Below are 23,410 nucleotides of genomic sequence, written 5' to 3' on the forward strand. Positions count from 1 at the left end.
ATATGTCGCCAATGGCGCAAGTTCGAATGGACGTTACATTGTTGTGCCCCCAAGCGCACTGTGCTCGTCGCCTTAAAAGGGTAGGCATCGGTCATGCAGCCATTCGCACTGCCCGACTTCTACATGCCGTATCCGGCCAGGATCAACCCCAACCTGGAACGCGCCCGCGAACACAGTACGGCGTGGGCCCGGCGGATGGGCATGCTCGAGGCGCCCAAGCCCGGTGGTGGCGTCGTCTGGGACGACGCGGCGCTGTCCCGGATGGACTACGCGCTGCTGTGCGCCTACACCCACCCGGACTGCGACGGCCCTGCCCTGGACCTGATCACCGACTGGTACGTCTGGGTGTTCTTCTTCGACGACCACTTCCTCGAGCAGTTCAAGTACTCGCGCGACCTCACCGGGGCGAAGGCCTATCTCGACCATCTCGAGCTGTTCATGACCGCCGACGGCGAAACACCGCCGGAGCCGACGAACCCGGCCGAGGCGGGGCTGAAAGACCTCTGGGAGCGCACGATCCCGTCGATGTCGCCCGAGTGGCGCCAACGGTTCATCACCAGCACCCACAACCTGATGGTCGAATCGATGTGGGAGCTCGACAACATCGACCGCGGCCGGATCGCCAACCCGATCGAGTACATGCAGATGCGGCGGCGCGTCGGCGGGGCGCCGTGGTCGGCGAACCTCGTCGAGTTCGCGGTCGGCGCGGAAATCCCGGCGAGCATCGCCGGGACCCGGCCAATGGAAGTGCTGTCGGACACCTTCTCCGACGCCGTGCACCTCCGCAACGACCTGTTCTCCTACCAGCGCGAGGTGCAGGAGGAAGGCGAGAACTCCAACGCGGTACTCGTCTTCGAGAAGTTCCTCGACTGCGAAACGCAGGAGTCGGCCGAACTCGTCAACCACCTGCTGACGTCCCGGCTGCACGAGTTCGAGAACACCGCGCTGGTGCAGGTCCCCGCGTTGCTGCTCGACCACGCCGTGCCGCCGCACGAGCAGTGGGGTGTCGGCGCGTACGTCAAGGGCCTGCAGGACTGGCAGTCCGGTGGCCACGAATGGCACGCGAAATCAAGCCGGTACATGAACGAAGGTGTCTCGTCGGCGCCTGCGGGCGTGCTCGGCGGCCCGACCGGCATCGGCACGGAGGCCAGCAGGCTCCTTCTCACCCCCGGCAAACTCGGCTTGAAACGCCGAACGCAGCAGCTGACCCATACGCCGTTCAAGAAGGTCGGGCATCTTCCGGTGCCGGAGCTGCCCATGCCGTTCCCGGTCCGGACCAGCCCGCACTTGGCCGAAGCCCGCGAGCGCGCTGTGCACTGGGCTCGGGAAATGGGCTTCTTCGACTCGGTACCGGGCGTGGAACGCGGCGGGGTGTGGGACGAGCGGCGGTTCCGCGGCTACGACCTGGCGCACTGCGCGGCGATGATCCACGCCGACGCGACCCCCGAGCAGCTCGACCTCTCGGGCGACTGGCTCAGCTGGGGCACCTACGGCGACGACTACTTCCCGCTGCTGTTCGGCGGCGCGCGCAACCTCCCTGCCGCGAAGATCGCGAACGACCGGCTGTCGCTGTTCATGCCACTGGACGCCGGGGAGACCCCGCCGCCGGTGGGACCGATCGAACGAGGGCTGGCCGACCTGTGGCGGCGCACCGCAGGACCGATGACAGCGGACGCCCGTCGGCAGTGCCGCAAGTCGGTGGCGGACATGACCGCCAGCTGGGTGTGGGAACTGCTCAACCAGGCCCAGAACCGCGTCCCCGACCCGATCGACTACATCGAGATGCGGCGCCGGACGTTCGGCGCGGACATGACGGCGGGCCTGGCGCGGCTCGCGCACTCCGACGACGTTCCGCCGGAGATCTACCGGCACCGGACCATGCACGAGCTCGACACCGCCGCGCAGGACTACGCCTGCTTCCTCAACGATCTCTTCTCCTATCAGAAGGAAATCGAGTTCGAGGGCGAGATGCACAATCTCGTGCTGGTGATCGAGACCTTCCTCGACGTCGACCGGTTGAAGGCCCGCGACATCGTGGCGGCGCTGATGAAGGCGCGACTTGAAGAGTTCGAGTACATCGTCGCCAACGACCTGACGAAGATGTTCGACGAATTCGACCTCGACGACTCGGTCCGCGCGATCCTCACCCGTCATGCCGACGACCTCAAGGAGTGGATGTCGGGAATACTGGAGTGGCATCGCACCTGCGTGCGCTACCAGGAGGCCGATCTGAAGGGGGACCGGACACCGGGCACCGGTCCGTTGCCGGGCTTCTCGTTCCGCCCGAGCGGACTCGGCACCTCGGCCGTCCGAGTCGTCGCCGCCAGATCCTGACCCGCGAGGTGGCGGGTCACGTCGAAAGGCTCACTGTGCGGATTTTCCTGGAGACGGATCGGCTGCGGTTGCGCGAGTTCACCGTGCACGATGTGGACCTGCGCCGGGTGTTCGCCGAGACCATGGCGGTCAACACCGCTTCTCGCCGGATGATGGAGAAGAGCGGCTTGACCTACGACTGGCGCAAACCGCGGCAGGCCGCGTGCCCGGTTCCGGTCAGCGGGTAGGAAGCGGGCGCTTCACACCGGCGAAGTTCAACCGATCGGTGCGTTTCTCGCCACTCCCCGTCCGCCATTCCGGGCGTTTCGACGCGGGGACAGCCATACTCGGGGTCGTGACCGGCCCGAATCTGCGCTTCCTGGGGCATTCGACGGTTCGCCTCGAGCTGGCCGGCCAGGTGGTGCTCACCGATCCGGTGCTCACCACCAGGGTCGGCGGATTGACACGGGTCCGCCCCGCGCCCGATCCCGGTGACTGGCGTGACGTCGACCTCGTCCTCATCTCCCACCTCCACGGCGACCATCTGCATCTGCCTTCCCTGCGCCTGATCGGGCGCGACGTGCGGGTGGTGGTGCCGCGCGGCGCCGGGCACTGGCTCGAGCGTCGCGGCTTCACCCACGTCGAGGAGCTCGACGTCGACGGCGAGCTCGCCTCCGGCGAACTGCACGTCCGAGCGACACGAGCCCTGCACTCGGGCCACCGCTGGGGACCCCGGCTCACTCACGGTCCCCAGTCCGAAGCGATGGGTTACCTGCTGAGCACGCCGGAGACCAGCGTGTACTTCGCCGGCGACACCGACCTCTACCCGGAGATGGCCGAGCTGGCGCCCGTCGACGTCGCCCTGCTGCCGGTCTGGGGCTGGGGCGCGAACCTCGGCCCCGGCCACCTGGACCCGATCCGGGCGTCGATGGCCGTGGGCCTGCTGCGGCCGCGGGTAGCCGTCCCCGTGCACTGGGGCACGTTGGCCGTCCCCGGGCTGGCCAGGACGTCACGCATGCGACGGCTGCTGGTCGACCCGCCGCGGGAGTTCGCGGCCGGGGTCCTCGCCGCCGGACACGACACCCGCGTCGAGATCGCCGAGCCCGGCGACTCCGTGTCGATCCCCGCCCCGCTGGACCGCCCATGACGGGCGTCGCGCTGGCCGTGTCCTGGTCGGATCCGTCGACGATCGGCTACCCGGTGCTCTTCGGCGGGGTTCTGCTCGGCTCGATCATCCCGATCGTGCCCACCGGCGCGGTCGTCGGCGCGGGCGCCGCGGTGGCGATGACCACCTCGAACCTGTCGCTTCCGCTGGTGATCCTGCTGGCCACCCTCGGCGCGTTCGTCGGGGACGTCGTCACGTTCGCTGTCGCCCGCCTCGGCAGCGAAGCCGCGATCCGGTGGATCGCCCGGCGTCAGCAGGCCGACCGGCTGGAGAAGACCCGCCTGCAGTTCGAGAAGCGGGGCTGGCAGATCATCGTGATCGGCAGGCTGATCCCGGCCGGCCGCATCCCCGTGCTGCTCGCCGCCGGCGCGCTGGCCTACCCCTGGCGCAAGCTGCTGCTCGCGTCGTTCGGTGCCTCGCTCCTGTGGGCGGTCGCCTACTCCTTGCTCGGCATCGTCAGCGGTGGCATCTTCGACTCACCACTGATCGCCACCCTGCTCGCGACCGTGCTGGTCCTGCTGGTCACGGTGGCGCTGAACCTGGTGAGCAGGTACCGCAACCGTTCGAAGACCGAGACCGGAGACCGCTCATGACCACGACTTCCCCCGAGGGCCGGCTGCTCCGCAACGGCCGGACGATCGCCAGGCTGGTGCTCGTCTGGGCGGTCGCGATCGCGGCGTTGGAGCTGCTGGACAGGTGGCTCGACGGGTTCGAAATGACGCGGTGGTGGCAGCCGATCGTCTGCGCGCTGATGCTCGGGCTGCTGACCGCGGTGGTCTGGCCGCTGGTGATGCGGGTCGCGTGGGCGGTCGCGTTCTTCACCCTCGGGGTCGGCAGCTTCCTGGTGCTGGGCGGGGGTGTGCTCGCGATCTTCAAGACCATCCCCGGGGTGGAGATCCGCGACTTCCGCACAGCGGTGATCGTCGCCATCGCGATGGCCGGAGTGGGTGCGCTGATCAGCAGTGTGCTGGCCATCGACGAGGACGAGTTCTTCTTCCGGCGGGCGGTGCGCCGGCTCCGACGCCGTGATCCAGAGGGCGCCGAGGGCGAAGACGACGCACCCGGCGTGCTGTTCCTCCAGATCGACGGCCTCGGCTACGACACCGTGCGGCGGGCCGTGCGCGACGGCGACATGCCGACCTTCGCGTCCTGGCTGGAAGAAGGCAGCCACAGCCTCACGCAGTGGCACACGGACTGGAGTTCCCAGACCGGCGCGAGTGTCTGCGGCATCCTGCACGGCTCCAACCACGACATCCTGGGTTTCCGCTGGTACGAAAAGGACCGCGACCACGTCATGGCATGCGCGCACCCGTCGGACGCGGCAGAGATCGAGCGGCGCCATTCCGACGGCCGCGGCCTGCTTTCCGGTGACGGGGCGAGCCGGGGCAACCTGTTCTCAGGCGACGCCCCGCATGTCAGCCTCACCATGAGTTCGATCGCCGTACTGGTTCCGAAGGGGCTTCGCGGCAAGCGCAAGGGCCGCGACCGGGTCGGCGCCGGGTACTACGCGTATTTTGCCAACCCTGCCAACGCGTTGCGGACCTTGGTCGTCGCGCTGATCGACGTCGGCCGCGAGTTGTCGGCCGCGTCGCGGCAGCGCCGGGCGAACGTCCGGCCGAGGATCAAACGCGGCGGGTTGTATCCGCTGGCCCGGCCCGGCACCACGGTCATCGCCCGTGACGTCGTGGTGTCGGCGATCATCGAGGACATCCTTTCCGGCCGTCCGGCGGTCTACGCCGACTTCCTGGGGTACGACGAGGTCGCCCACCACTCCGGGATCGAACGGTTCGACACGCTGTCCGTCCTGCGGTCCATCGACCAGCAGTTCGCCCGGCTGCACCGCGCGGCCAAGCTCGGACCGCGCAAGTACCACATCGTCGCGCTCTCCGACCACGGCCAGACCCAGGGCTGGGCGTTCGCCGACCGGTTCGGCGAGACGCTCGAAGCACTGGTCGGCAGGCTCTGCGGCGGCACTCCACCGACGGTCGGCCGTGGGAAACGCCGTCAGGCCGAGGGCTGGCAGATCAACGCCGCGCTCGCCGAAGCGACTTCCGGCGGCGGTCTCGTCGCGCGGCGGCTGCGCGCCCGTGTCGAAAAGGCCGAGTGCAAGGGCGACCACCCGCGCACCCCCAGCGGGTCGCCGGGCGCGGTCACCCGGGTCGCGCCCGGAGTGGTCGCGGTGGTGTCCGGCCATGTCGGCATGGTGTCGTTCATCGAGCACGAGGGCCGGGTGGAGCTCGAGACCATCGAGCGCGAGTTCCCCGAGTTGCTGCCCGCGCTGGTCGACCACGACGGCGTCGGGTTCATGTTGGTGCGCAGCTTGGAGTTCGGCCCGGTGGTCCTCGGGCGTGACGGGTTGCGCCGCCTCGAAACCGACGTCGTGATCGGCGAGGACCCGCTGAAGGACTACGGACCGCACGCGGCGGACTTGATCCGCCGGGTCGACACGTTCCCGCACTGCCCCGACGTCATGATCAACAGCCGGTACGACCCGGAGTCCGACCAGTCGTCGCCGTTCGAACCGCACGTCGGTTCCCATGGCGGGATGGGCGGCCCGCAGGCGCGGGGATTCCTGCTGCACCCCGACGAGTTCGCCGCGCCCGGCGAGCCCGTCGGCGCCGAGGCCCTGCACCGCGTCTTCCGCGACTGGCTGACCAAGCTCGGTCACCCGGACCCGAGGGCCGACCAAACGGAGGGCTCGCCCGAGCAGGCCGACGCGGTCAGCGCATGACAGCGCCGTTCGCGGACCTGCTGACGAAGCTGCCACTAGGCACCCGCGTAGTCGTGCGCTTTTCGATCGAAGGCGGGTTCACCGACGCTCTGGGCGACCTTGTGGCTTGCGGCGACGATGAGTGCACTGTGGACACCCGGCGCGGCGCGATCACCGTCAGTCTTGCCGACGTCGTCGCCGCGAAGCCGGTCCCGCCCGCACCCCCGCGTCGGAATCCGCGGGCTTGACCTCAAGCATGCTGGAGGTCCTACCGTCAGCGGGGTAGTTGATACACCGCCGGTCGAGAGGGACTCATGTCTGCGAACACACCGATCCTCGTCACCGGGGCGACCGGAAAGGTCGGCAGGCAGGTCGTCAGCCGGCTCACCCGTGCCGGGACGAGCGTCCGCGCGCTGGCTCGTAACCCGACGGGCTTCGAAAAGGACGTCGAGCCGGCGGTCGGCGACCTGACGGACGTGGACAGCGTCCGCGCGGCACTCGACGGCGTCGAGTCGGTCTTCCTGGTTTGGCCGTTCTTCGGCGCAGACGCTGTCGAAGCGTTCTTGGACGCCGCCGGGAAACACGTCCGCCGCATCGTGTTCCTGTCCGCGTTCGCCCATGATCCCGTCGCCGGGCCGGCCACGTTTCACGGCGACGTCGAGCGGCTGATCGAGAAGTCCGGACTGGACTGGACCTTCCTCCGCGCCGGCGGGTTCGCGTCGAACACCCTCATGTGGGCCGACCAGATCCGTGGCGGCGTCGTGCGCTGGCCGTACGGAAACGCCGCACGATCGTTGATCCACGAGGCGGACATCGCCGAAGTCGGCGTCCTCGCGTTGACCCGCGACGGGCATATCGGCGCGAAGTACAACCTGACCGGCCCGGACACGATGACCCAGATCGAGCAGGTGGCCGCGATCGGCAACGCTGTCGGCCGCGAAGTCCGCTGGGAGGAACTCGCCCGCACCGAGGCCCGCGCCCAACTGGCCGAAGCCTGGGGTGAATCGTCCTTTGTGGATGGCGCACTCGACCACTGGGCGAGCTTGGAGCGAGAGCCGGAGGAAGTCACCCGAACCGTCCAAGCGGTAACCGGTACTCCGGCCAGGACGTTCCGGCAGTGGGCGGCCGACCACGCGGACGAGTTCCGGTAACCGCCCACGACGCCGCCGTCGGCATGCGGTCACCGTCGTCGCACTTTCGCGCTTTTGCGGGGTCTCTTAGTTTCTAAGAGACCCCGACTCGACGGCGAGTTGCGTTCCAGAGCGGGGACTTTGCCCGCAACCGACTCGCGCTAACGCAGGTGGACCGCGCCGTAGAAGTCGCGGAAGATGGCCGACGTCCGAGTCTCCGCGGGCACGGAGGACACCGACGCCGAGCCGCCCGCGGAGGCCGTCATCCCGGCGAGCGATCGGTTGCCCTTCCCATCGGGTTTCGTCGCGTACATATCGACCGCGATGGCCATGTTCTTCAGCGCGCCGACCGTCCAGGACCACTGGCCGGCACCGTCCCGACCGGAAACCAGCGAGCCATCGGGAGAGGAATAGGGCGCCCCCGGGCCCGGCGAGCCGGTGAACGACGTGGTGTTCGGCGACGCCTGCCAGACAACTTTGCCTTCGTAGAAGACCTTCGCAACCAGGTACGGCTCGTGGTACACGCCCTGGTTGGGCGCGATCATGTACGCGCCGGCCGCGTGCAGCGGCGTCGTCGCGAGATCGTCCGACGCCGGCGGATCGTGCTCGGGGTTCGCATCGGTGATGCCCACCTTCGCGAGTGCGGCGACGGTGTCCTTCCAGTTCCCATTCTCCCCCGCCGCGACGGACTCGACGAGCGGCGTGCCGACGTCGGAGCCGAGTGGGCCTGAAGCGCGCAGTGCGTCGTTGAAGCCCTGCTTGAGGTAATCCGGGCCGCCGTAGAAACCACGAACCGCTCCGTCGGTCCGGTCGACCGCGGCCAGTCCGACGTGGACGTCGCGGTCGGCCGGATTGCCCGCCGGGTCCAGTGACGACATTTCGTTGCGGACCACCTGTTGCGCCGCGTCCATGTAGTCGCGCTGGAAGGTGGTCACCACGGTGTACCCCCCTCGCGCGATCTCTTCCGAACCCGGGACCGCCGGATCCGCGTCGTGCAGTTTGTCGAGGTACTGCGTCGCGGCGTTGACCATGTAGCCGTTCGCCCCGCCGAGGCCGTCGGACGCGGCCGGCTTGGGCGTCGGGAACTGCAAACCGGCGCGGGCCGACGCGGTGAGCGTCTTCTGGTCCACCATCCCATCGACGATGTAGTTCCAGCGCGCCCGCAACGCGTCAGCGGCGGCGGGATCGGTGTCGGCGGTCGCGAAGTAGTACGGGGACTGCACGAGCGCGGCCAGATAGGCGGCCTTGGCCGGATCGTCGGCCAGTGCGAGCGCGGGTTCACCGAAATAGGCCCGCGAAGCCGTCTCGATCCCGTACGAGCCGCGCGCGAAATAGACGGTGTTCAGGTAGTCCTGCAGGATCGTGTCCTTGGGGACCTCGTTGTCGATTTTGATCGCGACGAGCGCTTCCTGGAGTTTGCGATTCACGGTCCGTTTCTGCGTCAAATAGTAGTTTTTGACGTACTGTTGCGTGATCGTCGAACCACCCTGTACGCCGCCCGAACCGAGCAGGTTGTTTCCCAGCGCCCGGACGATGCCTTTCGGGGACACCCCGGACTCGCTGTAGAACGACCGGTCCTCCGCGGCGAGAATCGCGTCCCGCATAACCTGCGGAATCTGCTCCAACGGCACGGAGATGCGGTTGACGCCGACATGGGCGATTTCGGTATGCCCGTCGGCGTAGTCGAAAATGGTGGCCTGGCTGGTCGCGAAATCGTTGGGCTGCGGGATCTGCACCACCGAAAGCGCGACAGCCAATGCTGCGACGAGCAGCACGACCAGCGTCATGACCGTGCCGCCCACCAGCTTCACGGACGGAATCCAGCGCCTGACGCCAGTTTTACCCCGTCTGGGGTAGTTGATCGGCCGTCTGCGCGTTCTTTTCTGCGGGGGTACCGGAGATTTCGGTGACTTTCCGTGCTCCTCTGACTCTTCAGTGTCCACCACATTCGTCAGGACGTGGGACTACTGATCATGTTGCTTCACGCGCCGCCTTAGTGATCTTCATCGCATAAACTGAACCTTTACGGCGCCCGAGGCGTCAAGGGCGTCACGCAACGCTAGTTCCGATACCTGGCTAGGTGTTCGAGCAAATGCGGAATCACCTTGTCCGGCGCTTCTTCGGGCACCCAGTGGCTTACGCCGTCGAGAATTTCGAAGCGGTATTCGGCGTCGACGTATTCGCCGGTCGCGCCGCGATACTGGCCGCCAGGCACGACCATCACCGCAACTCGACGGCGAGTTGCGATAGGCCACGACCCACAAAGACAACCGCAGAGACACGTCTAGTCGGACATTTCTAATCGGATGCGGCGGCTTCCTTCGCCACCGACATCCGCATGCGCTCTTCGAGCGCGACGACCCGCCAGAGCCCCAGCACGATCGCTCCCCCGCCACAGACCGCCCAGAGCAGCCACGGGACGTCGACCTGCCCGCTGATCAGTGTGATCATCAGCCAGACGACGAACTGGATCGCGCTGGCTCCCAACCAGATGGCGGTGGCGTACCGGCGCACCGCCAGCAGGCCGGCGGGCGCGCTCGCACCGGGGATCTCCGCCAGCACCGCGTTCAGGTCGGCGCGTGTCTTCGCGACGGCGAGGTCCTCGCGCAGTGAACGCGCTCGCGCCTCGGTGATCTTGCCGTCGACCCGTGCCTGGGTGAGCCACCAGCGTGTCGAGTCCCGCTGGACCGCGGCCGCCGACTGCTGCTCCGGCCACAACAGGCGCTCGACCCAGTTCGCTCCCCGGCCCGTCCCGTTCACAACCGCCCTGTCCATGATTCCCCCGATGGAATAGTGTAAACCGTGAACAGTTTAGGCCTGGATGGCGGAGGAGGGAAGGGGCGGTCGATGAGCGGCGAAGGTTCAGCCGGGCACCTGCCTGCAGGACTGGCCTCGGCCTGGGGATTCACCCACGTCGGCAAGCGTGGGCCGAAACCCGCCCACAGCGTCGGGCAGATCGTCGACGCAGCCGCCGAGCTCGCCGACGCAGGGGGGTTCGCCGCGCTCTCGATGCCGCGGATCGCCCGGCAGTTGGGCCTGACCGCCAACGCGCTCTACCGCTACGTCAGCTCCCGAGACGAGCTGATGATGCTGCTGGCCGACGCCGGTTGGGGCCCGCCCCCGGATTCCCTGCCGACCTCGGGCCCATGGCGGGCGGCCGTCACCGCCTGGACCCGCGCGATGATCGACCGCTTCGCCGTCCGCCCATGGCTGCTCGACGTGCCGATCCAGGGCGCGCCGGTGACACCGAACCTGTTGCGATGGCTGGAGGTACTGCTGACGTCGCTGGCGGGGTCCGGCCTCAGCGCGAACGACCTACTCGGCTGCGCGATCCTCTTCGACGGTTACGCCCGCAACACCGCGAGCCTCACGAGGAGCCTCAAGAACAGCCGGACATCGCCGGTCGAGGCCGCTGCCGCGATGGAGTTTCTGCGGCCGTTGCTCCAGGAACGGGGCTATCCACTGCTCTCGGCGATTTCAGCCGGCGGCGCCTACGCCGATGACCCGGAATTCGCCGACGAGGAGTTCGGCCTCGAACGAATCCTGGACGGAGTCGAGGTCTTGATCGCCCGTCGGCGCCCCAAAGTATAGGTCGTTATACAACAGGAGCGTCGGGGTCGAGAACGTACAGGCGCGGCAGGTTCACGACAATCGCCTCCTGCGTGCTGCGCGCGATGACGACCACGGCTTCCTCGTCACCGGACGGGTTTTCCTCGCGGTGCGGAACGAACGGCGGAACGAAGATGTAGTCGCCGGGTTCGGTCTTGATCCGCACTTCCTCGACCTGCTCACCCACGCCCTCGGCGAACACGAACTCGGGATGCCCGCTGACGACGTGGATCGCGGTTTCGGAATGGCCGTGGTGGTGGTTGCCCGACGACGTCTTCGCGGCCACGTGCGTCTGGCCCATCCAAAGCTTTTCCGAGCCGACGCTCTCCCCGGTTATCGCGGCCAGCCGTCGCATGCCCGCGGTCTGGGCGGTGCCGGCGTCGAGGTCGGCGGCGCGGACGTGGTGCACGCGGGCCCGCGACGGCCCTGAACCAGGCACACCAGGGTCGGGCAGGTCGGGATGGAATGCGTCGTGCGCGGTCATCTTCGCAGCCTAGTGATACCGCTCACCGCGGCACCGCGGTAAGCGCCGGCACCGGATATTGTGAACGGTGCGTGCAGTATTTCGGTGGAGGTGCGATGGAGAAGCCCGCGGTCACAGCGCCACGGAGCCTGCGCGCGGTCACGGTTGTGCTCGCGTTCGCCTGCGGCGCGACGGTGGCGAACCTGTACTACGCGCAGCCTCTTCTCGATGAAATCTCGAGCGCGTTCCGCGTCAGCCAAGGCAACGCCGCGCTGGTCGTCACCCTGACCCAACTCGGTTACGCGCTGGGCATGGTCGCGCTGATGCCGCTGGGCGACCTGTTGGAGAACCGCGCGCTCGCCTCCCGCACCTTGCTGGCCACCGCGATCGCGCTCGTCGTAGCCGGGGTGTCCCCGGGCTTCGGCCTCTTCCTGGCCGCGTCGGTGCTGGTCGGGATGACGTCGGTGGTCGCGCAGATCCTCATCCCGTTCGCCGCGCACCTCGCGCCCGAAGACCAGCGCGGACGGTTCGTCGGCACCGTCATGACGGGCCTGCTGCTCGGCATCCTCCTGGCCAGGACGCTGTCCAGCCTGGTGGCCGCGGCCTGGGGCTGGCGCACCATCTACCTCATCTCGGCCGGGCTGATGCTCGTCGTCGCGGTCGTCCTGGTGCGGGCGCTCCCCCGCCGCCACCCCGGCCGTTCCGTGACGTACCCGCAGCTGATGCGGTCCATCGGTGAGCTCATCCGGAGTGAACCGGCGCTGCGGCGACGCGCCGTCTGCCAGGCACTGCTGTTCGGCACGTTCAGCTGCTTCTGGACGTCGGTCGCCTTCGAACTCATCCGCGCCCACGGCCTCAACCAGGCACAGATCGGGTTGTTCGCGCTGGTGGGCGCGGCCGGTGCGGCGGCGGCGCCGATCGCCGGGCGGCTCGGTGACCGCGGCCACGGCTGGATCGGCAGCGGGATCGCGCTGGCACTGGCGGTTGTCGCGCTCATCGTCGCGGACGTGGGCGCCGGCAACCTCATCGTCCTCGCGCTCGCCGGTGTCCTGCTCGATCTCGCCGTGCAGGGCCATCAGGGGTTCAGCCAGCAGGAGATCTACGGCCTGCGCGCCGACGCCCGCGCACGAATCAACACCGTGTTCATGACAACGATCTTCGTCGGCGGTGCGATCGCGTCGGCCGTTTCCGGAGCACTCTACGACGCCGTCGGCTGGACCGGCGTGACGCTGTTCGGCGCCGCGTTGCCGGCGATCGGCCTGGTGATCTGGGCGTGGTCGACACTGCGCGCCCGGCGCGGTCCTGTCCTACTGACCGAGGTCAGCGCAAACCGGTGAGAACCTGCTGCACCAGGGTTTCCGCGAGCCCGTCGGACAACAGCTCGTGCCCGAAGAGCAGCCGGTAGTAAAGCGGGCCGAACAGCTGGTCCATCACCGCGGGCAGGTCGGCGTCGGACCGGATCTCACCGCGGTCGATACCGGCCCTGAGCAGTTCTTCGACGACGGCACGCCGAGGCCGGAGCCAGCGCGTGGCCAACGCCGCGCGGATGTCAGGATCGGACTGCGCGAGCGCGACCATCTCCCGCATCAATGAGCCGGTGGCCGGATCCACGAACAGCTGCTGCAGGCTGCCGACTTGCATGGTCAACGCCTCAGCGAGAGACGCTCCGCAGGTGACGGCCATCGTGGGCTTCGTCCTGACGAAGAAGCTGTCCAGCGCGACGTGCGCACGGGACGGCCACCACTTGTAGATCGTCGCCTTGCTGACGCCGGCCCGCGCGGCGATGGCTTCCATCGTCGCCGCGCCCATCCCGCCCTGGATCAGCAGGTCGGCCGCCGCGTCCAGCACCGCCAGTCGCGCGCGCTCGCTGCGGGGCCTGCCTCGAGCCGGGGGCGGCGCCGCTCGCCCGGAGTCCTCCATCCCAGGATCGTTTCACAGTGCCCGAGATGCTGCGGGAACCGTGGCCACGCGGTTCAATCGACGGTATGGACCCGCTCTACGCGTTACGGCAGATCGCGTTCCACCTGGAACGCGCCGGCGAGCCGACCTATCGGGTGCAGGCGTTCCGCAAGGCGGCCAAGGTCATCGGCGAACTCACCGAAGACGAACTTGCCCAGCGGGTCAAGGCCGGCACGCTCACCGCGTTGTCGGGCATCGGCAAGGCGACCGCCGGGGTGGTGGCCGACGCCGTCGCGGGGAGGGATCCGGCGTACCTCACGAAAGTCCTCCAAGGCGGCGACCCGGTACCGGACGGCGGTGACCTCCAAAAGGCGTTGCGCGGCGACTGCCACACCCATTCGGATTGGTCCGACGGCGGCAGTCCGATCGCCGAAATGGCCGTAGCCGCGCGGGACCTCGGCCACGAGTGGATGGTGCTGACCGACCACTCGCCGCGGCTGACCGTCGCGAACGGGCTGTCCCCCGACCGCCTCCGCGCCCAGCTCGACGTCGTCGCCGCGCTCAACGAGCGGCTCGCGCCGTTCCGGATTCTGTCCGGCATCGAGGTGGACATCCATCTCGACGGCTCGCTCGACCAGGAGCCGGACCTGCTCGACGACCTGGACTTCGTCGTGGCGAGTGTCCATTCCAAACTACGGATGCCGAAGCCGGAGATGACCGCGAGGCTGCTGGCCGCCGTTTCGCATCCCCGGGTCAACGTGCTCGGGCACTGCACGGGCCGGCTGGTGACCGGCCGGGGCCGGCCGGAATCGGAGTTCGACGCCGAGCAGGTCTTCCAAGCCTGTCTGGACAACGACGTCGCCGTCGAAATCAACGCCCGGCCCGAGCGGCTGGACCCGCCGAGGCGGCTGCTCGACCTCGCCGTCGAGATGGGCTGCCGGTTCGCCGTCGACAGCGACGCGCACGCACCCGGCCAGCTGTCGTGGCAGCCGTACGGATGCGTGCGCGCGATCGAGTGCGGGGTCGACGCCGACGACGTCGTCAACACGATGACCGCGGACGACCTCGTCGCCTGGGCCAACCCGGGCTGACAGTCAGCTCGTTCAGTTCACGAAGTCGGCCGCGTGGTTTTCCACGCCGACGGGCACACCGCCAGGCGGGGCTCGACCGAGTCGGGTCGGCGGACCCGGCGCTTCCGGTGACAAGGACGAGCGCGAACAGCCAGCCGGTACCGATCAGGGTGACCACGAGACCCACGAGGATCAACGTCCGGCCGAGTTTCGCGATCAGGCGGTAAGCGGCGATCGACGCGAGGACGATGCCCGCCGCGACGGGGGACAGGCCCAGCGCCGCATGCAACGGCGTGTAGCCCAGGCCGTTCTGCATGAACACCGACAGGACGTAGAGCAGGCCGGCGACCACCGCGAAGAAGACGATGCCGAGGATAAGACCCGAGGTGAAGCCTTTGTTTTTCAGCAGTGACGGTTGGATGAGCGGAGCGGACGCCGTCCGCTGGCGTCGGCAGAACAGGACGAAGGAGACGAGGCCGAGCGCGATGGCGAGGATCGGGACGACCGTCCAGCCATTGCCTGAGCCGTCGATCAGTCCGTAGAGCAGGCCGAGCATCGTGACGGCGAGGAAGCCGGAGCCGAGCCCATCGACCCCGGTTTCCGGGGTGCCGGTGTCCTTCGGCAGGAGTTTGACAGCGGCGGCGAGCGCGGCGCCGCCGAGGACGAGGTTGATCAGGAACATCGAGCGCCAGCCCAGGCTGAACAGGTCGGCGTCGATCAGGAAGCCGGCGAGGATCGGGCCGCCGACCGCGCACAGTCCCTTGCCCAACGGTGCCAACGCTTTGCTGGTCGTCGACGCCATGATCGCGCTGTTGAAGGAAGCCGGACTCGACGACCCGACGATCTCGTGGGCAGTGGACCTGCTCTACCTCTTCATCACCGCATGCGCGGCCGAGCAAAGCGTCTACGTCGACAAAGAGTCCGAAGGGCAGACCGAAGCCGGCGTGGTGAAGGCGCTCGAGGACTACTACGCAACGGTGTCCGCCGAGCGCTACCCGATGGTTTTCGCGCTACGTAGGCAACTGATGGTCGGAACCGGTGACGAGCGCGGCTCCTGGGCGTTGAAAGTGCTCATCAACGGGATTCTCGGTACGCCCGCCGAGATCGTGTGAACGGGCGCAGCACAGGAGCGGCGGCGAGTCCGCTCGGGTCGAGCCCGTCGGCTTGGTGCCGGGTCCCGGCGTAGTAGCGGTTCGCCGCGGTGGAGGCGACGTGGAGTGTGAGTTCGTTGCGCCCCTTGACCAGCACGTCGTCGAGGAGACAACGATAGGGCCCCCAGCCGAGCCGGGCGACGGATTCGCCGTTGAGGTCGATCTCGACGCTGCCGTGCACAGCGGGGAGTACCAGTTCCCAGCGTGTCCAGGCGAGCTGCTCGTCGGTCACGTCGAACGACACGCGGTACTCACCGACGCCGGAGTACCGCGGCAGCCCTTGCTGTTCCCAGCCGCGGTCCACGGCGATCGGCCGCGGGTCGCCGTCGGCGGTCAAGGTCCAGCCGGTCCGCAGCGAGACCGTCGCCGGAACGACGGACGGCCCGTCGCCCAACTGGAAACAAGCCAGTTCGCCGGGGCCCAGTGACAACTCGTATTCGCCGTCCAGTTCGATGACGTCGTCGACGAGGCCCGATTCGGGACGCCAGCGGGTAAGGCTGCCCGGAAGCGAACTCGGGCTCAGCGTGACGCGCGCAGGCTGGTCAGCGTCGTTGAAAACGGCCAGCCGCCACCCGTCGCCGTCGCGCCCGCGACGCGACCACACGGACGGTTCCGCTCGCACCGACACGTGGCCGGACAACGCACCACCGAGCACAGCGTCAAGAGCGTCGGCGTCGTCAACAGCCACCGGGACGCCATCCCAGTGCGACGCCAGCAGCGGCCGGATCCGTTCGACGAGTGCCGGGTCCTCCCCCGCCGCTTGGGTGGCACCGGGCAGCCGGCCCGACGCGACGACGACTCCTCCCCCGGCGACGAACGAACGCAGCGCGGCGACCGTGTCCTCGTCGGCGATGACCGACACCCCGGGAAGCACCAGCACGCGGTACTGTCCGTCGAGCTGCCCGGCGCGCAGATCGCGTTCGTCGACCAGGTGGTAGTCGTATCCGGTGCGAGCAAGGTGTTCGGCCCAGAACGCGACGTGTGCGCCGTAGCCGTCGGAGGGTCCGCCCGCCCAGTTGGTCCGCAGCGGATAGAGGACAGCGACCTCGGACAAGGGATCCGCCGCGTCGAGGAATTCGGACAGCCTGCCGGATTCCTCGGCGAACGCGCGGTGGTGGCCGAACCACGGCTCGAAGTTGACGCCGGGGGCGAAGTCGAACCGCGGGTTGGTGAACAGTTCGTCGCGGTCGTCACCGTCGGTGAGCCAGAACGCGTGCATCAAGAGCTGACGCGCGCCGAGCAGGTGGTGCCGGACAGTCTGCGCGCGCAGTTCGGAAAGGGTCAGCTCCCACCGCCCTGCGGCGAAATGCGAGCCGGTGACCGTACGTGCGAAGTACTGCTCGACCAAGCATCCGCTGCGCCCGTTCGACCGCGCCACCGAATCGCCGAACTTGGCACCGATCTGTGGATGGGCGTTGCGCGCGTCGACCGCGGTGAGGTCGCGCCACCGGTCGAGCCCGAAGTAGTCGGTGCCGAAGTTGGTGCGCGGGTCCTCGGTGATGATCGTGCTCGCCGGGTCCCACGAGGACACGTATCCGAGCACCTCGTGGCCTGACAGCGCCACGGAATGTTCACCACACCAGCGCGACAACGGCTGAAAGAACGCGTCGATGCCCGTGGACGAGTAGCGCTCGAAGAACGCGCATCGCCATGCGGGCGTCATCGGCCCGACGTCGGTCACCAGCGCCAGCAGCTCGCGCCGGTCGGCGGGAACGATTCCGGGCGCGAACATGAGCGACGAGCCCACGTGCCCGGTGTGTTCGCGCCACCGGAAGAAGCAGCCGTGCGGCTGGTCGAAGAACATGTACTGGACCGTGGTGCCGAAGTGCTCCCCGAACGCGTCGGCGTAGGGCTGGTAGCCGACTTCGAGGAACCGTTCCGCCGCTTCCGGCAGCAGGTAGTTGATCATCCGGCTCGACGCGCAGCGCGCGGCCACGAACACCGTCACGGCGTCCAGACCGCTGGGCAGGACGTCACGAGGTACGCGGACCGTGCAGCCGCCGTCGCCCGACGTGACGAGCTCCGCGGCCGCGGTGACGTCCACAATGGACTTGGCGCTGCCGATGCCGCCGGCCGGATGGGCCAGTGCCGCGACGACCAGCCAATCCGCCCAGCGCACCTTCCCGTCCTCGAACACCCACGCCATCCCGGGATCGAGCAGGTACTCGACGTCGGTGGGCCGGATGTCGCCGACCACGCACTCGACGTCGTCACCCGAGCCCTGCGACGTCGACTGCGCTGCCGACCAGAAGAGATGTGACTCCCTCAGTTCGTCGCGGCCGGCGACGGTACGGCCGCCCGCGTGCCCGGACAGCCAGTTGTACTCGTCGTAGACGCCCATCATCAGCCCGCGGGCGGCGGCTTCGTCGGCCGCCGCCCGGCAGGCCGCGAGGTACTCCTCGCCGAGGTACTCGTCGAGCGGGAAAGACAACCGCGCCTGGATCTGGAACGACCGGAACCCGGCGCCGGCCAGCTGGTCGAGCTGGGTACTAATCTCTTCGGCGGTCGGAATGCGGTGCCAGAACCAGTACGTGGCAGGCGCGTGCCAGACGTCCGGGCGTTCGAAGCTCACGACGCGACCTTCTCCGTCACTCGCGGCGGTGCGGACGCGTACTGGCCGGGCAGGGTGATTTTCAGCGCGAACGTCAGGAACGCGTAGAGCGCCGCCCCGATCACCATCGCGATGACGACACCGATGTTGGTGCTGCCGATGACACCCTTCTTCGCGCTGTCGGACAGGAAGAACCCGACGACCTTCGCGATGTTCGGGTCCGACGAGGTGACCAGCCCGAGCCCGATGACCGACGCGACGCCGAGCGACACCAGTGCCGTCCAGCGGCCGCTCCGGCCGCCTTCACCCTCGCGTTTGGCCAGGTCGACGTTCCAGTCGAGCCGGCGCTGCCGGATGAAGTCGAGCAGCACGATGCCGCCCATCGTGCCCATCACGACCGAGATCAGCGCGAGGAACGCCTGGAAGGTGGCCAGGAAAGAGTCCGAGATGAAGAGCAGGTAGAACGCGCCGAGCGAGATGACGACCATGTTGATCGCGGTCGTCCCGGCGCGGGACAGCGGGACGCCCAGCGCCAGCAGTGCCAGCCCGGACGAGTAGAGGCCGGTGATCGCGGCGGCGATCAGCGAGATCACGATGACGATGGTGAACGGGATGAAGAACCACAGCGGCAGCAGGTTGGTCAGCGCGCCGATGGGGTCCGACGCGGTCTGCGCGCCCAGTGCGGGATCGCTCGCGACGAGCAGCACACCGAGGACGAGCAGGACGACGACCGGAAGCGAGATCCCGCCGGCTGTCCAGCTGATGACCCCGCGGGCGCCGGTCTTGCGCGGCAGATAACGCGCGAAGTCGCCGCCGTAGTTGAGGAAACCGAGCCCGACGATCGTCATCGCGAGCACGACCCCGCCGATGAACGTCACGAACGAGCCGTTGGGAGCGGAGCCGAGCTTGCTCCAGTGGATGTGCGGCAGGATCAGGCCGATGAACACCAGCGTCATCACCGCGGTGAGCCAGGCGATCCAGTTCTCCACCTTGAGGATCAGCTGGTGACCGAACACCGCGACGGTCATCGTCGTCGCGAGGACGACGACGTACCAGAGCACGATCGCGAGGACGTTGCCCTCGCCCTTCCCGTCGGCGAAGGCCGACGGCCAGAGCCGGGCGAACAGCTTCGCCCCTGACGTCGACGCCAGCGTGATGATGGTGATCTTCCAGCCCAGGTTGGACAGGTAGGCGAAGAACGTCGGGAACTTGTTGCCGTGGAAGCCGAACGCGATCCGGGTCTGGGTCAGCGTCGGCAGTCCCGTCCGTGGGCCGCCGACGGCGATGATGCCCACGAGCGCCGACGACACGAGGTAGCCCAACACGCCGGCGAGGATCGCCTGCCAGGCACTCAGTCCCAGGCCGAAAACGAAGATCCCGTAGCTGATGCCCAGGATGGATACGTTCCAGGAGAACCAGATGGCGAAGAGCCCGCGTGGGGTACCCCGCCGTTCTTCGTCGGGCACCGGGTTGACGCCGTTGCGCTCGACCGTTGGTCCGGTGGTGGTCGGTGCTTCGCTCACTATTTCGCTCCTTCTGGGCGTACAGCCATGATGTCGCCGTGAAGCAGCCGACCCGCGCCCGGCACACGGGGCCGCAGCCCGAGTGCGTCGAGCAGCGCGAAAGTCGTCGCCGTGGCGGCGGTGAGCACCGGCAAGCCGGCTTCGTCCTCGACAGCCTGCACCACCGGGAAGGAGGGCATCTGCACACACGCCGAGAGCACGATCGCGTCGGCGTTCGAAACATCCAGCCTGCGCCAGTGGCGACGCAGGTCCTGCGGGTCCAGCCGGGCGACCGCCAGGTTGTCCGGCACTTCGAGGCTCAGCGCGTCGACCACTTCGACTCCACTGTCCTCGATGTACTCGGCGACCAGTTTGGTCAGCGGCTTCAGGTACGGGGTGATGATCGCGACGCGGCGCGCCCCGAGCGCGGCGATGCCGGTCAGCAGCGCACCCGCGCTCGACAGGACCGGCGCGTCGGATCCGTTCTCGCGCAGCGCGGCGGTGATCTCCGCTTCGGCCGTGCAGTGGTAGCCCGGTCCCTGCGCCATGATCGCGACCAGGCAGGCGGAGGTGACCACGTCGGGACGCGCGTCGGCGAGTTCGGCGGCCGCGCGCGGCGTCTGCGCGTTCATCGCGAGCAACTGCTCGGGCGTGACGTGCCGCATGCGCATCCGGGCGCTGTGGAAGATGAACCGGTCCTCAGGCCAGACGTCCTCGCGCGCCCGGAACATCCTCGGCAGCTCGGTCTCCATGGTGAGGTTCGAGCTGGGCACGATCATGCCGATGTGGTAGTCGGTCATCGACGGCCGGCCGGGCGCATCTCCGGGACGACCAGCTCGCCGCCGGCCACGATCGGCTCGTCGTCGAGGAACAGGCTGCAGCCGCGCATCGGGATGTCGAAGTGGCACGGAGTGTCGTTCGGGCCGCCCAGCTCGTTGTTCGGGCCGATGGAGAACATGACGTTGCCGTAGAACGACCGCAGCTCCATGCCCATCCCGCCGGGGAACTGGGTGAGCCCGTGCCAGTGCGCGCGCTCGTCGAGACCCCAGCCGACGTGCGACATGCCGTAACCGCGCGGGTCGTCGAACGATTTGATGTACGACGAGAGCAGGTCGGCGTCGAGGCCACCGCGGATGTCGGTGACGAAGCCCTTTTCGATGGTGAGCTTGACCGGGGTCTGCACGTAGGTGTTGAACGGCAGCAGCACGTCACCCGGGGAAAGCACGATCGTCCCGTCGACGCCGTCGTCGGTGCCGCCGGTGAAGACGAACGCCGCCGGCCAGTGGTCCCAGCGGCCCGGGGTATCGGTGTAGCCGTACTCGCTGAGCGTCGGGTACAGACCGAGCTTGTACGTCACGTTGGTGCCCTGCGGGCTGGTGATCCGCATCGACGAGGCCTTCGAAAGCAGCTCGGCACCGATTTCGACGCGCTCGCGGAGTTCGGGGGTCGGCATCAACCTGGCCAGCAGCGGCGCGGGCTCGACCACGGTCAGGATGCGGGTACCCGCGTCCTGGATGGCGAACTGCTCCTTGCTGAACAGCAGGAAGGTCAGGTCGATGAGCATGTCGGTCTGCTTGAGCGCCTCGACGGCAACCGGGTTGGTGCCCAGCCCGGAGTCACCGACGGCCCACGCGCCGGAACCGCCGCGCGCCGACGGGAGTCGAAGGTGGAACGTGTTCGCACCGAGCTCCTGCGCCGCGAACAGGAACGCATCCGCGTAGTCGGCTCGTTCGTCCCCACGGGAGAGCACCGAAACGGTCTCGCCCTCGTGTACCCCGCTCAGCGTCAACTGCCGTACGAAGATGTCGTTCAGCTGGTTGTGGTCCATCGAGATCCTCTCGAACACGGAATTAGTCCGGGCACTGACTATCTACTCTCGGACGCGTTCCGGTCAAGAGGGTGAACCGTTCGTGATTAGCTAGACACATGGCGGGTACAGCTGACGAAACACCACTGACCAAAACGGACGCCCCGGAGACGCCCGAGCGACTGCTGGCCGCGCCCGGATATGTGGCCAGGCGTCTCTACCAGGCTTATCTGTCCGCTTGGGTGCGCCGGGTCGACGGAACGCTGACCGGCCCGCAGTTCGCCGTGCTGACCGCCGTCGGCAGCTATCCCGGCGTCGATCAGGGATCTCTCGCGTCGTCCGTGGCGCTTGACCGCTCGACCATGGCGGACATCGTCCGCCGGCTCGAGGATCGCGACCTCGTCGTCCGCGAAACCGCCGCGAACGACGGCCGCCGCAAGCTGCTGTACCTGTCCGACCAAGGCGCGGCGAAGCTCGACGAGGTCAACACCCGCGCCCACGAACTCGACGAGCTTCTGCTCGCCGAATACTCGCCCAGCCAGCGGAAACGCCTCCTCGACGAGGTCACCGAACTGGCCGAGCTCTGGGAAAGCCTGTAAGCGCAGGTCGACACTCGTGAGAGTTCCGGCTGGTTCTGATCGGCCGGAACACCCACGAGCTCTGATTGTTTCCGGCGGGTTTCATTCGGCCAAGGGGGTTGCGGTTTGGGATCGTCCGTGTTCGGATTATCTCCTTCGACCCCCGGCGGAAGTGAGGACCAGTGTCTGCGAGTCAGTCGTACAGTGTGGTGGTTGCCGGCGGTGGACTCGGCGGGCTCACGGCGGCGTTGTCGTTGCGGCACAAGGGTCTTCGAGTCACCGTGCTGGAGCAGGCCCCGCAGCTCGGCGAGGTCGGGGCGGGGATCCAGACCGCGCCGAACGCCAGCCGGATCCTGATCGGACTCGGCCTGCGCGCCCAACTGGAAGCCATCCACACCGAGCCACTCGACCAGGTTCGCCGTCGATGGAAGGACGGCAGCGTCATCGCGATGACGTCGCTGGGCGACCGCTGCAAGCGCGAGTACAACGCCCCCTACTGGCACTACCACCGCGCTGACCTGCACAAAGTCCTCCTCGACGCCTGCGTCGACCCCGACGGGCCCGGCCCGGTGGTGCAAATCCGTACCAACAGCCAGGTCGTCGACGTCGACCGCGCCGACCCGGCACGTCCCATCGCTGTCACCTCCGGCGGCGAGCGCTATCCGGCCGACGTCGTCATCGGCGCGGACGGCATCCGGTCGAGCGTGCGCGACGCGCTCGACCTGCCCGACACGCTGGTGTTCTCCGGCGAAATGGCCTATCGGGTGCTGATCCCCGGCGACAAGATCGCGGCCGACCCGGCGACGCGCTGGCTCGTGGACCGTTTCCAGAGCACGATCTGGTACGGCCCGGACCGCCACCTCGTGCACTACATGATCCGCGGCGGGCAGTTCCTCAACGTGGTCGCGATCGTGCCGTGCTCCCCGGAGATCGAGCGCAAGTGGTCCGGTCCGGCGTCCGCCGACGAACTCGTCGACGCCTTTCCCGGCTGGGACGACCGAGTCGCTTCGATGCTCTCGAAGTCCGAAGGCGACGCGACGGTGTGGGCGATGTTCCACCGACGCCGCGATCCGGTGTGGACGGACGGCCATGTGGTGCTGCTCGGCGACGCCTGCCACGCCATGCTGCCGTACCAGGCCCAGGGTGCGTCTCAGGCCATGGAGGACGCTGCCGTGCTGGCCGAAGAACTGGGCGCTGTCACCGTTTCCGGCATCGGCGACGCGCTCGCGCGCTACGTGTCGCGCCGGGCGAAACACGCCGGCATGGTCCAGGACGCCTCGTGGCAGAACATGTCGTTCTACCACCTTCCGGACGGGCCTGAGCAGCGGGCGCGGGACGCGAAACTGAAGGACTTCAATGGCGAGTCCGACGTTTCCTACGACTGGTTGTGGCGCGGAACCCCGTTGCACGACAAGGACCTCGAGGCTTTTTCCTACCAGTTCCGCAAGTAGCGAACCCCCGG

At 68.1% G+C, this 23,410-nt stretch carries 23 protein-coding genes; 13 read left to right on the forward strand and 10 right to left on the reverse strand.

Annotated elements, in window-relative coordinates; genetic code table 11:
• The first annotated feature begins 93 nt into the window (after nt 1-93).
• The 7 genes from JWQ81_RS34305 to JWQ81_RS34335 all read left to right on the forward strand — a co-directional run bounded on the left by JWQ81_RS34305 (nt 94) and on the right by JWQ81_RS34335 (nt 7,339).
• The gene (locus JWQ81_RS34305; protein ID WP_297548022.1) at nt 94-2,334 is read left to right on the forward strand and encodes a germacradienol/geosmin synthase; all 2,241 of its coding nucleotides are present in this window, start codon (nt 94-96) and stop codon (nt 2,332-2,334) included.
• A gap of 35 nt (nt 2,335-2,369) precedes the next feature.
• A complete protein-coding gene (locus JWQ81_RS34310) occupies nt 2,370-2,561 on the forward strand; it encodes a hypothetical protein (protein WP_297548024.1) in 192 nt (63 codons plus the stop codon).
• A gap of 107 nt (nt 2,562-2,668) precedes the next feature.
• Nucleotides 2,669-3,460, forward strand: a complete 792-nt coding sequence (locus tag JWQ81_RS34315) for an MBL fold metallo-hydrolase (protein WP_297548026.1) — start codon at nt 2,669-2,671, stop codon at nt 3,458-3,460.
• A gap of 17 nt (nt 3,461-3,477) precedes the next feature.
• Nucleotides 3,478-4,071: a DedA family protein gene (locus tag JWQ81_RS34320; protein ID WP_297548205.1), complete on the forward strand. Its 594-nt coding sequence runs from the start codon at nt 3,478-3,480 to the stop codon at nt 4,069-4,071.
• Nucleotides 4,068-6,209 carry a phage holin family protein gene (locus tag JWQ81_RS34325; RefSeq protein WP_297548028.1) on the forward strand — a complete coding sequence of 714 codons (2,142 nt, stop codon included), beginning with the start codon at nt 4,068-4,070 and terminating at the stop codon, nt 6,207-6,209. Before JWQ81_RS34320 ends, JWQ81_RS34325 begins: the two co-directional genes overlap by 4 nt.
• Entirely contained in the window at nt 6,206-6,436 is a 231-nt protein-coding gene (locus JWQ81_RS34330; RefSeq protein WP_297548030.1) for a ferrous iron transport protein A, read from the forward strand. Before JWQ81_RS34325 ends, JWQ81_RS34330 begins: the two co-directional genes overlap by 4 nt.
• 66 nt (nt 6,437-6,502) lie before the next feature.
• On the forward strand, nt 6,503-7,339 hold the full coding sequence (locus JWQ81_RS34335) for an NAD(P)H-binding protein (protein ID WP_297548032.1): 837 nt from the start codon (nt 6,503-6,505) through the stop codon (nt 7,337-7,339).
• Nucleotides 7,340-7,479: 140 nt separating this feature from the next.
• On the opposite strand, the gene JWQ81_RS34340 is transcribed toward JWQ81_RS34335, so the two are convergent.
• The 3 genes from JWQ81_RS34340 to JWQ81_RS34350 form a co-directional block, all read right to left on the reverse strand.
• Nucleotides 7,480-9,129, reverse strand: coding sequence for a transglycosylase domain-containing protein (locus JWQ81_RS34340; RefSeq protein ID WP_297548034.1), 1,650 nt, complete (start codon nt 9,127-9,129; stop codon nt 7,480-7,482).
• Between the two features lie 248 nt (nt 9,130-9,377).
• On the reverse strand, nt 9,378-9,539 hold the full coding sequence (locus JWQ81_RS34345; RefSeq protein WP_297548036.1) for a hypothetical protein: 162 nt from the start codon (nt 9,537-9,539) through the stop codon (nt 9,378-9,380).
• A 77-nt stretch (nt 9,540-9,616) separates the two neighbouring features.
• Complete coding sequence (locus tag JWQ81_RS34350) at nt 9,617-10,093, reverse strand: hypothetical protein (protein WP_297548038.1); 477 nt, start codon at nt 10,091-10,093, stop codon at nt 9,617-9,619.
• A 72-nt stretch (nt 10,094-10,165) separates the two neighbouring features.
• Between JWQ81_RS34350 and JWQ81_RS34355 the strand changes: the two genes are divergently transcribed.
• Nucleotides 10,166-10,909, forward strand: coding sequence for a TetR/AcrR family transcriptional regulator (locus JWQ81_RS34355; RefSeq protein ID WP_297548040.1), 744 nt, complete (start codon nt 10,166-10,168; stop codon nt 10,907-10,909).
• A gap of 4 nt (nt 10,910-10,913) precedes the next feature.
• On the opposite strand, the gene JWQ81_RS34360 is transcribed toward JWQ81_RS34355, so the two are convergent.
• Nucleotides 10,914-11,411, reverse strand: a complete 498-nt coding sequence (locus JWQ81_RS34360) for a cupin domain-containing protein (RefSeq protein WP_297548042.1) — start codon at nt 11,409-11,411, stop codon at nt 10,914-10,916.
• 95 nt (nt 11,412-11,506) lie between these two features.
• Between JWQ81_RS34360 and JWQ81_RS34365 the strand changes: the two genes are divergently transcribed.
• Nucleotides 11,507-12,727, forward strand: a complete 1,221-nt coding sequence (locus JWQ81_RS34365) for an MFS transporter (RefSeq protein WP_297548044.1) — start codon at nt 11,507-11,509, stop codon at nt 12,725-12,727.
• On the opposite strand, the gene JWQ81_RS34370 is transcribed toward JWQ81_RS34365, so the two are convergent.
• Nucleotides 12,711-13,310, reverse strand: a complete 600-nt coding sequence (locus JWQ81_RS34370) for a TetR/AcrR family transcriptional regulator (RefSeq protein WP_297548046.1) — start codon at nt 13,308-13,310, stop codon at nt 12,711-12,713. The two genes, JWQ81_RS34365 and JWQ81_RS34370, sit on opposite strands and share 17 nt — an antisense overlap.
• Nucleotides 13,311-13,375: 65 nt before the next feature.
• Between JWQ81_RS34370 and JWQ81_RS34375 the strand changes: the two genes are divergently transcribed.
• Nucleotides 13,376-14,380, forward strand: coding sequence for a PHP domain-containing protein (locus JWQ81_RS34375; RefSeq protein WP_297548048.1), 1,005 nt, complete (start codon nt 13,376-13,378; stop codon nt 14,378-14,380).
• Here the strand turns inward: JWQ81_RS34375 and JWQ81_RS34380 are convergent.
• Nucleotides 14,331-15,161 (reverse strand): hypothetical protein, encoded by an 831-nt coding sequence (locus JWQ81_RS34380; RefSeq protein WP_297548050.1) that lies wholly within the window; start codon nt 15,159-15,161, stop codon nt 14,331-14,333. The two genes, JWQ81_RS34375 and JWQ81_RS34380, sit on opposite strands and share 50 nt — an antisense overlap.
• Between JWQ81_RS34380 and JWQ81_RS34385 the strand changes: the two genes are divergently transcribed.
• Nucleotides 15,160-15,471, forward strand: a complete 312-nt coding sequence (locus tag JWQ81_RS34385; protein WP_297548052.1) for a TetR/AcrR family transcriptional regulator C-terminal domain-containing protein — start codon at nt 15,160-15,162, stop codon at nt 15,469-15,471. The two genes, JWQ81_RS34380 and JWQ81_RS34385, sit on opposite strands and share 2 nt — an antisense overlap.
• On the opposite strand, the gene JWQ81_RS34390 is transcribed toward JWQ81_RS34385, so the two are convergent.
• The 4 genes from JWQ81_RS34390 to JWQ81_RS34405 are packed head-to-tail and all read right to left on the reverse strand — an operon-like array spanning nt 15,434 to nt 21,391.
• Complete coding sequence (locus JWQ81_RS34390; RefSeq protein ID WP_297548054.1) at nt 15,434-18,082, reverse strand: hypothetical protein; 2,649 nt, start codon at nt 18,080-18,082, stop codon at nt 15,434-15,436. The genes JWQ81_RS34385 and JWQ81_RS34390 overlap by 38 nt on opposite strands.
• On the reverse strand, nt 18,079-19,584 hold the full coding sequence (locus JWQ81_RS34395) for a cytosine permease (protein ID WP_297548056.1): 1,506 nt from the start codon (nt 19,582-19,584) through the stop codon (nt 18,079-18,081). Before JWQ81_RS34395 ends, JWQ81_RS34390 begins: the two co-directional genes overlap by 4 nt.
• On the reverse strand, nt 19,584-20,363 hold the full coding sequence (locus JWQ81_RS34400) for an aspartate/glutamate racemase family protein (protein WP_297548058.1): 780 nt from the start codon (nt 20,361-20,363) through the stop codon (nt 19,584-19,586). Before JWQ81_RS34400 ends, JWQ81_RS34395 begins: the two co-directional genes overlap by 1 nt.
• A complete protein-coding gene (locus JWQ81_RS34405) occupies nt 20,360-21,391 on the reverse strand; it encodes a leucyl aminopeptidase (protein WP_297548207.1) in 1,032 nt (343 codons plus the stop codon). The genes JWQ81_RS34400 and JWQ81_RS34405 overlap by 4 nt, the downstream gene beginning before the upstream one ends.
• A 98-nt stretch (nt 21,392-21,489) precedes the next feature.
• Between JWQ81_RS34405 and JWQ81_RS34410 the strand changes: the two genes are divergently transcribed.
• Nucleotides 21,490-21,969 carry a MarR family winged helix-turn-helix transcriptional regulator gene (locus tag JWQ81_RS34410; RefSeq protein ID WP_297548060.1) on the forward strand — a complete coding sequence of 160 codons (480 nt, stop codon included), beginning with the start codon at nt 21,490-21,492 and terminating at the stop codon, nt 21,967-21,969.
• 161 nt (nt 21,970-22,130) lie between these two features.
• Nucleotides 22,131-23,399 carry an FAD-dependent monooxygenase gene (locus JWQ81_RS34415; protein ID WP_297548062.1) on the forward strand — a complete coding sequence of 423 codons (1,269 nt, stop codon included), beginning with the start codon at nt 22,131-22,133 and terminating at the stop codon, nt 23,397-23,399.
• Nucleotides 23,400-23,410 lie beyond the last annotated feature (11 nt).

The organism is Amycolatopsis sp. (assembly GCF_025464955.1).
GTDB lineage: Bacteria > Actinomycetota > Actinomycetes > Mycobacteriales > Pseudonocardiaceae > Amycolatopsis.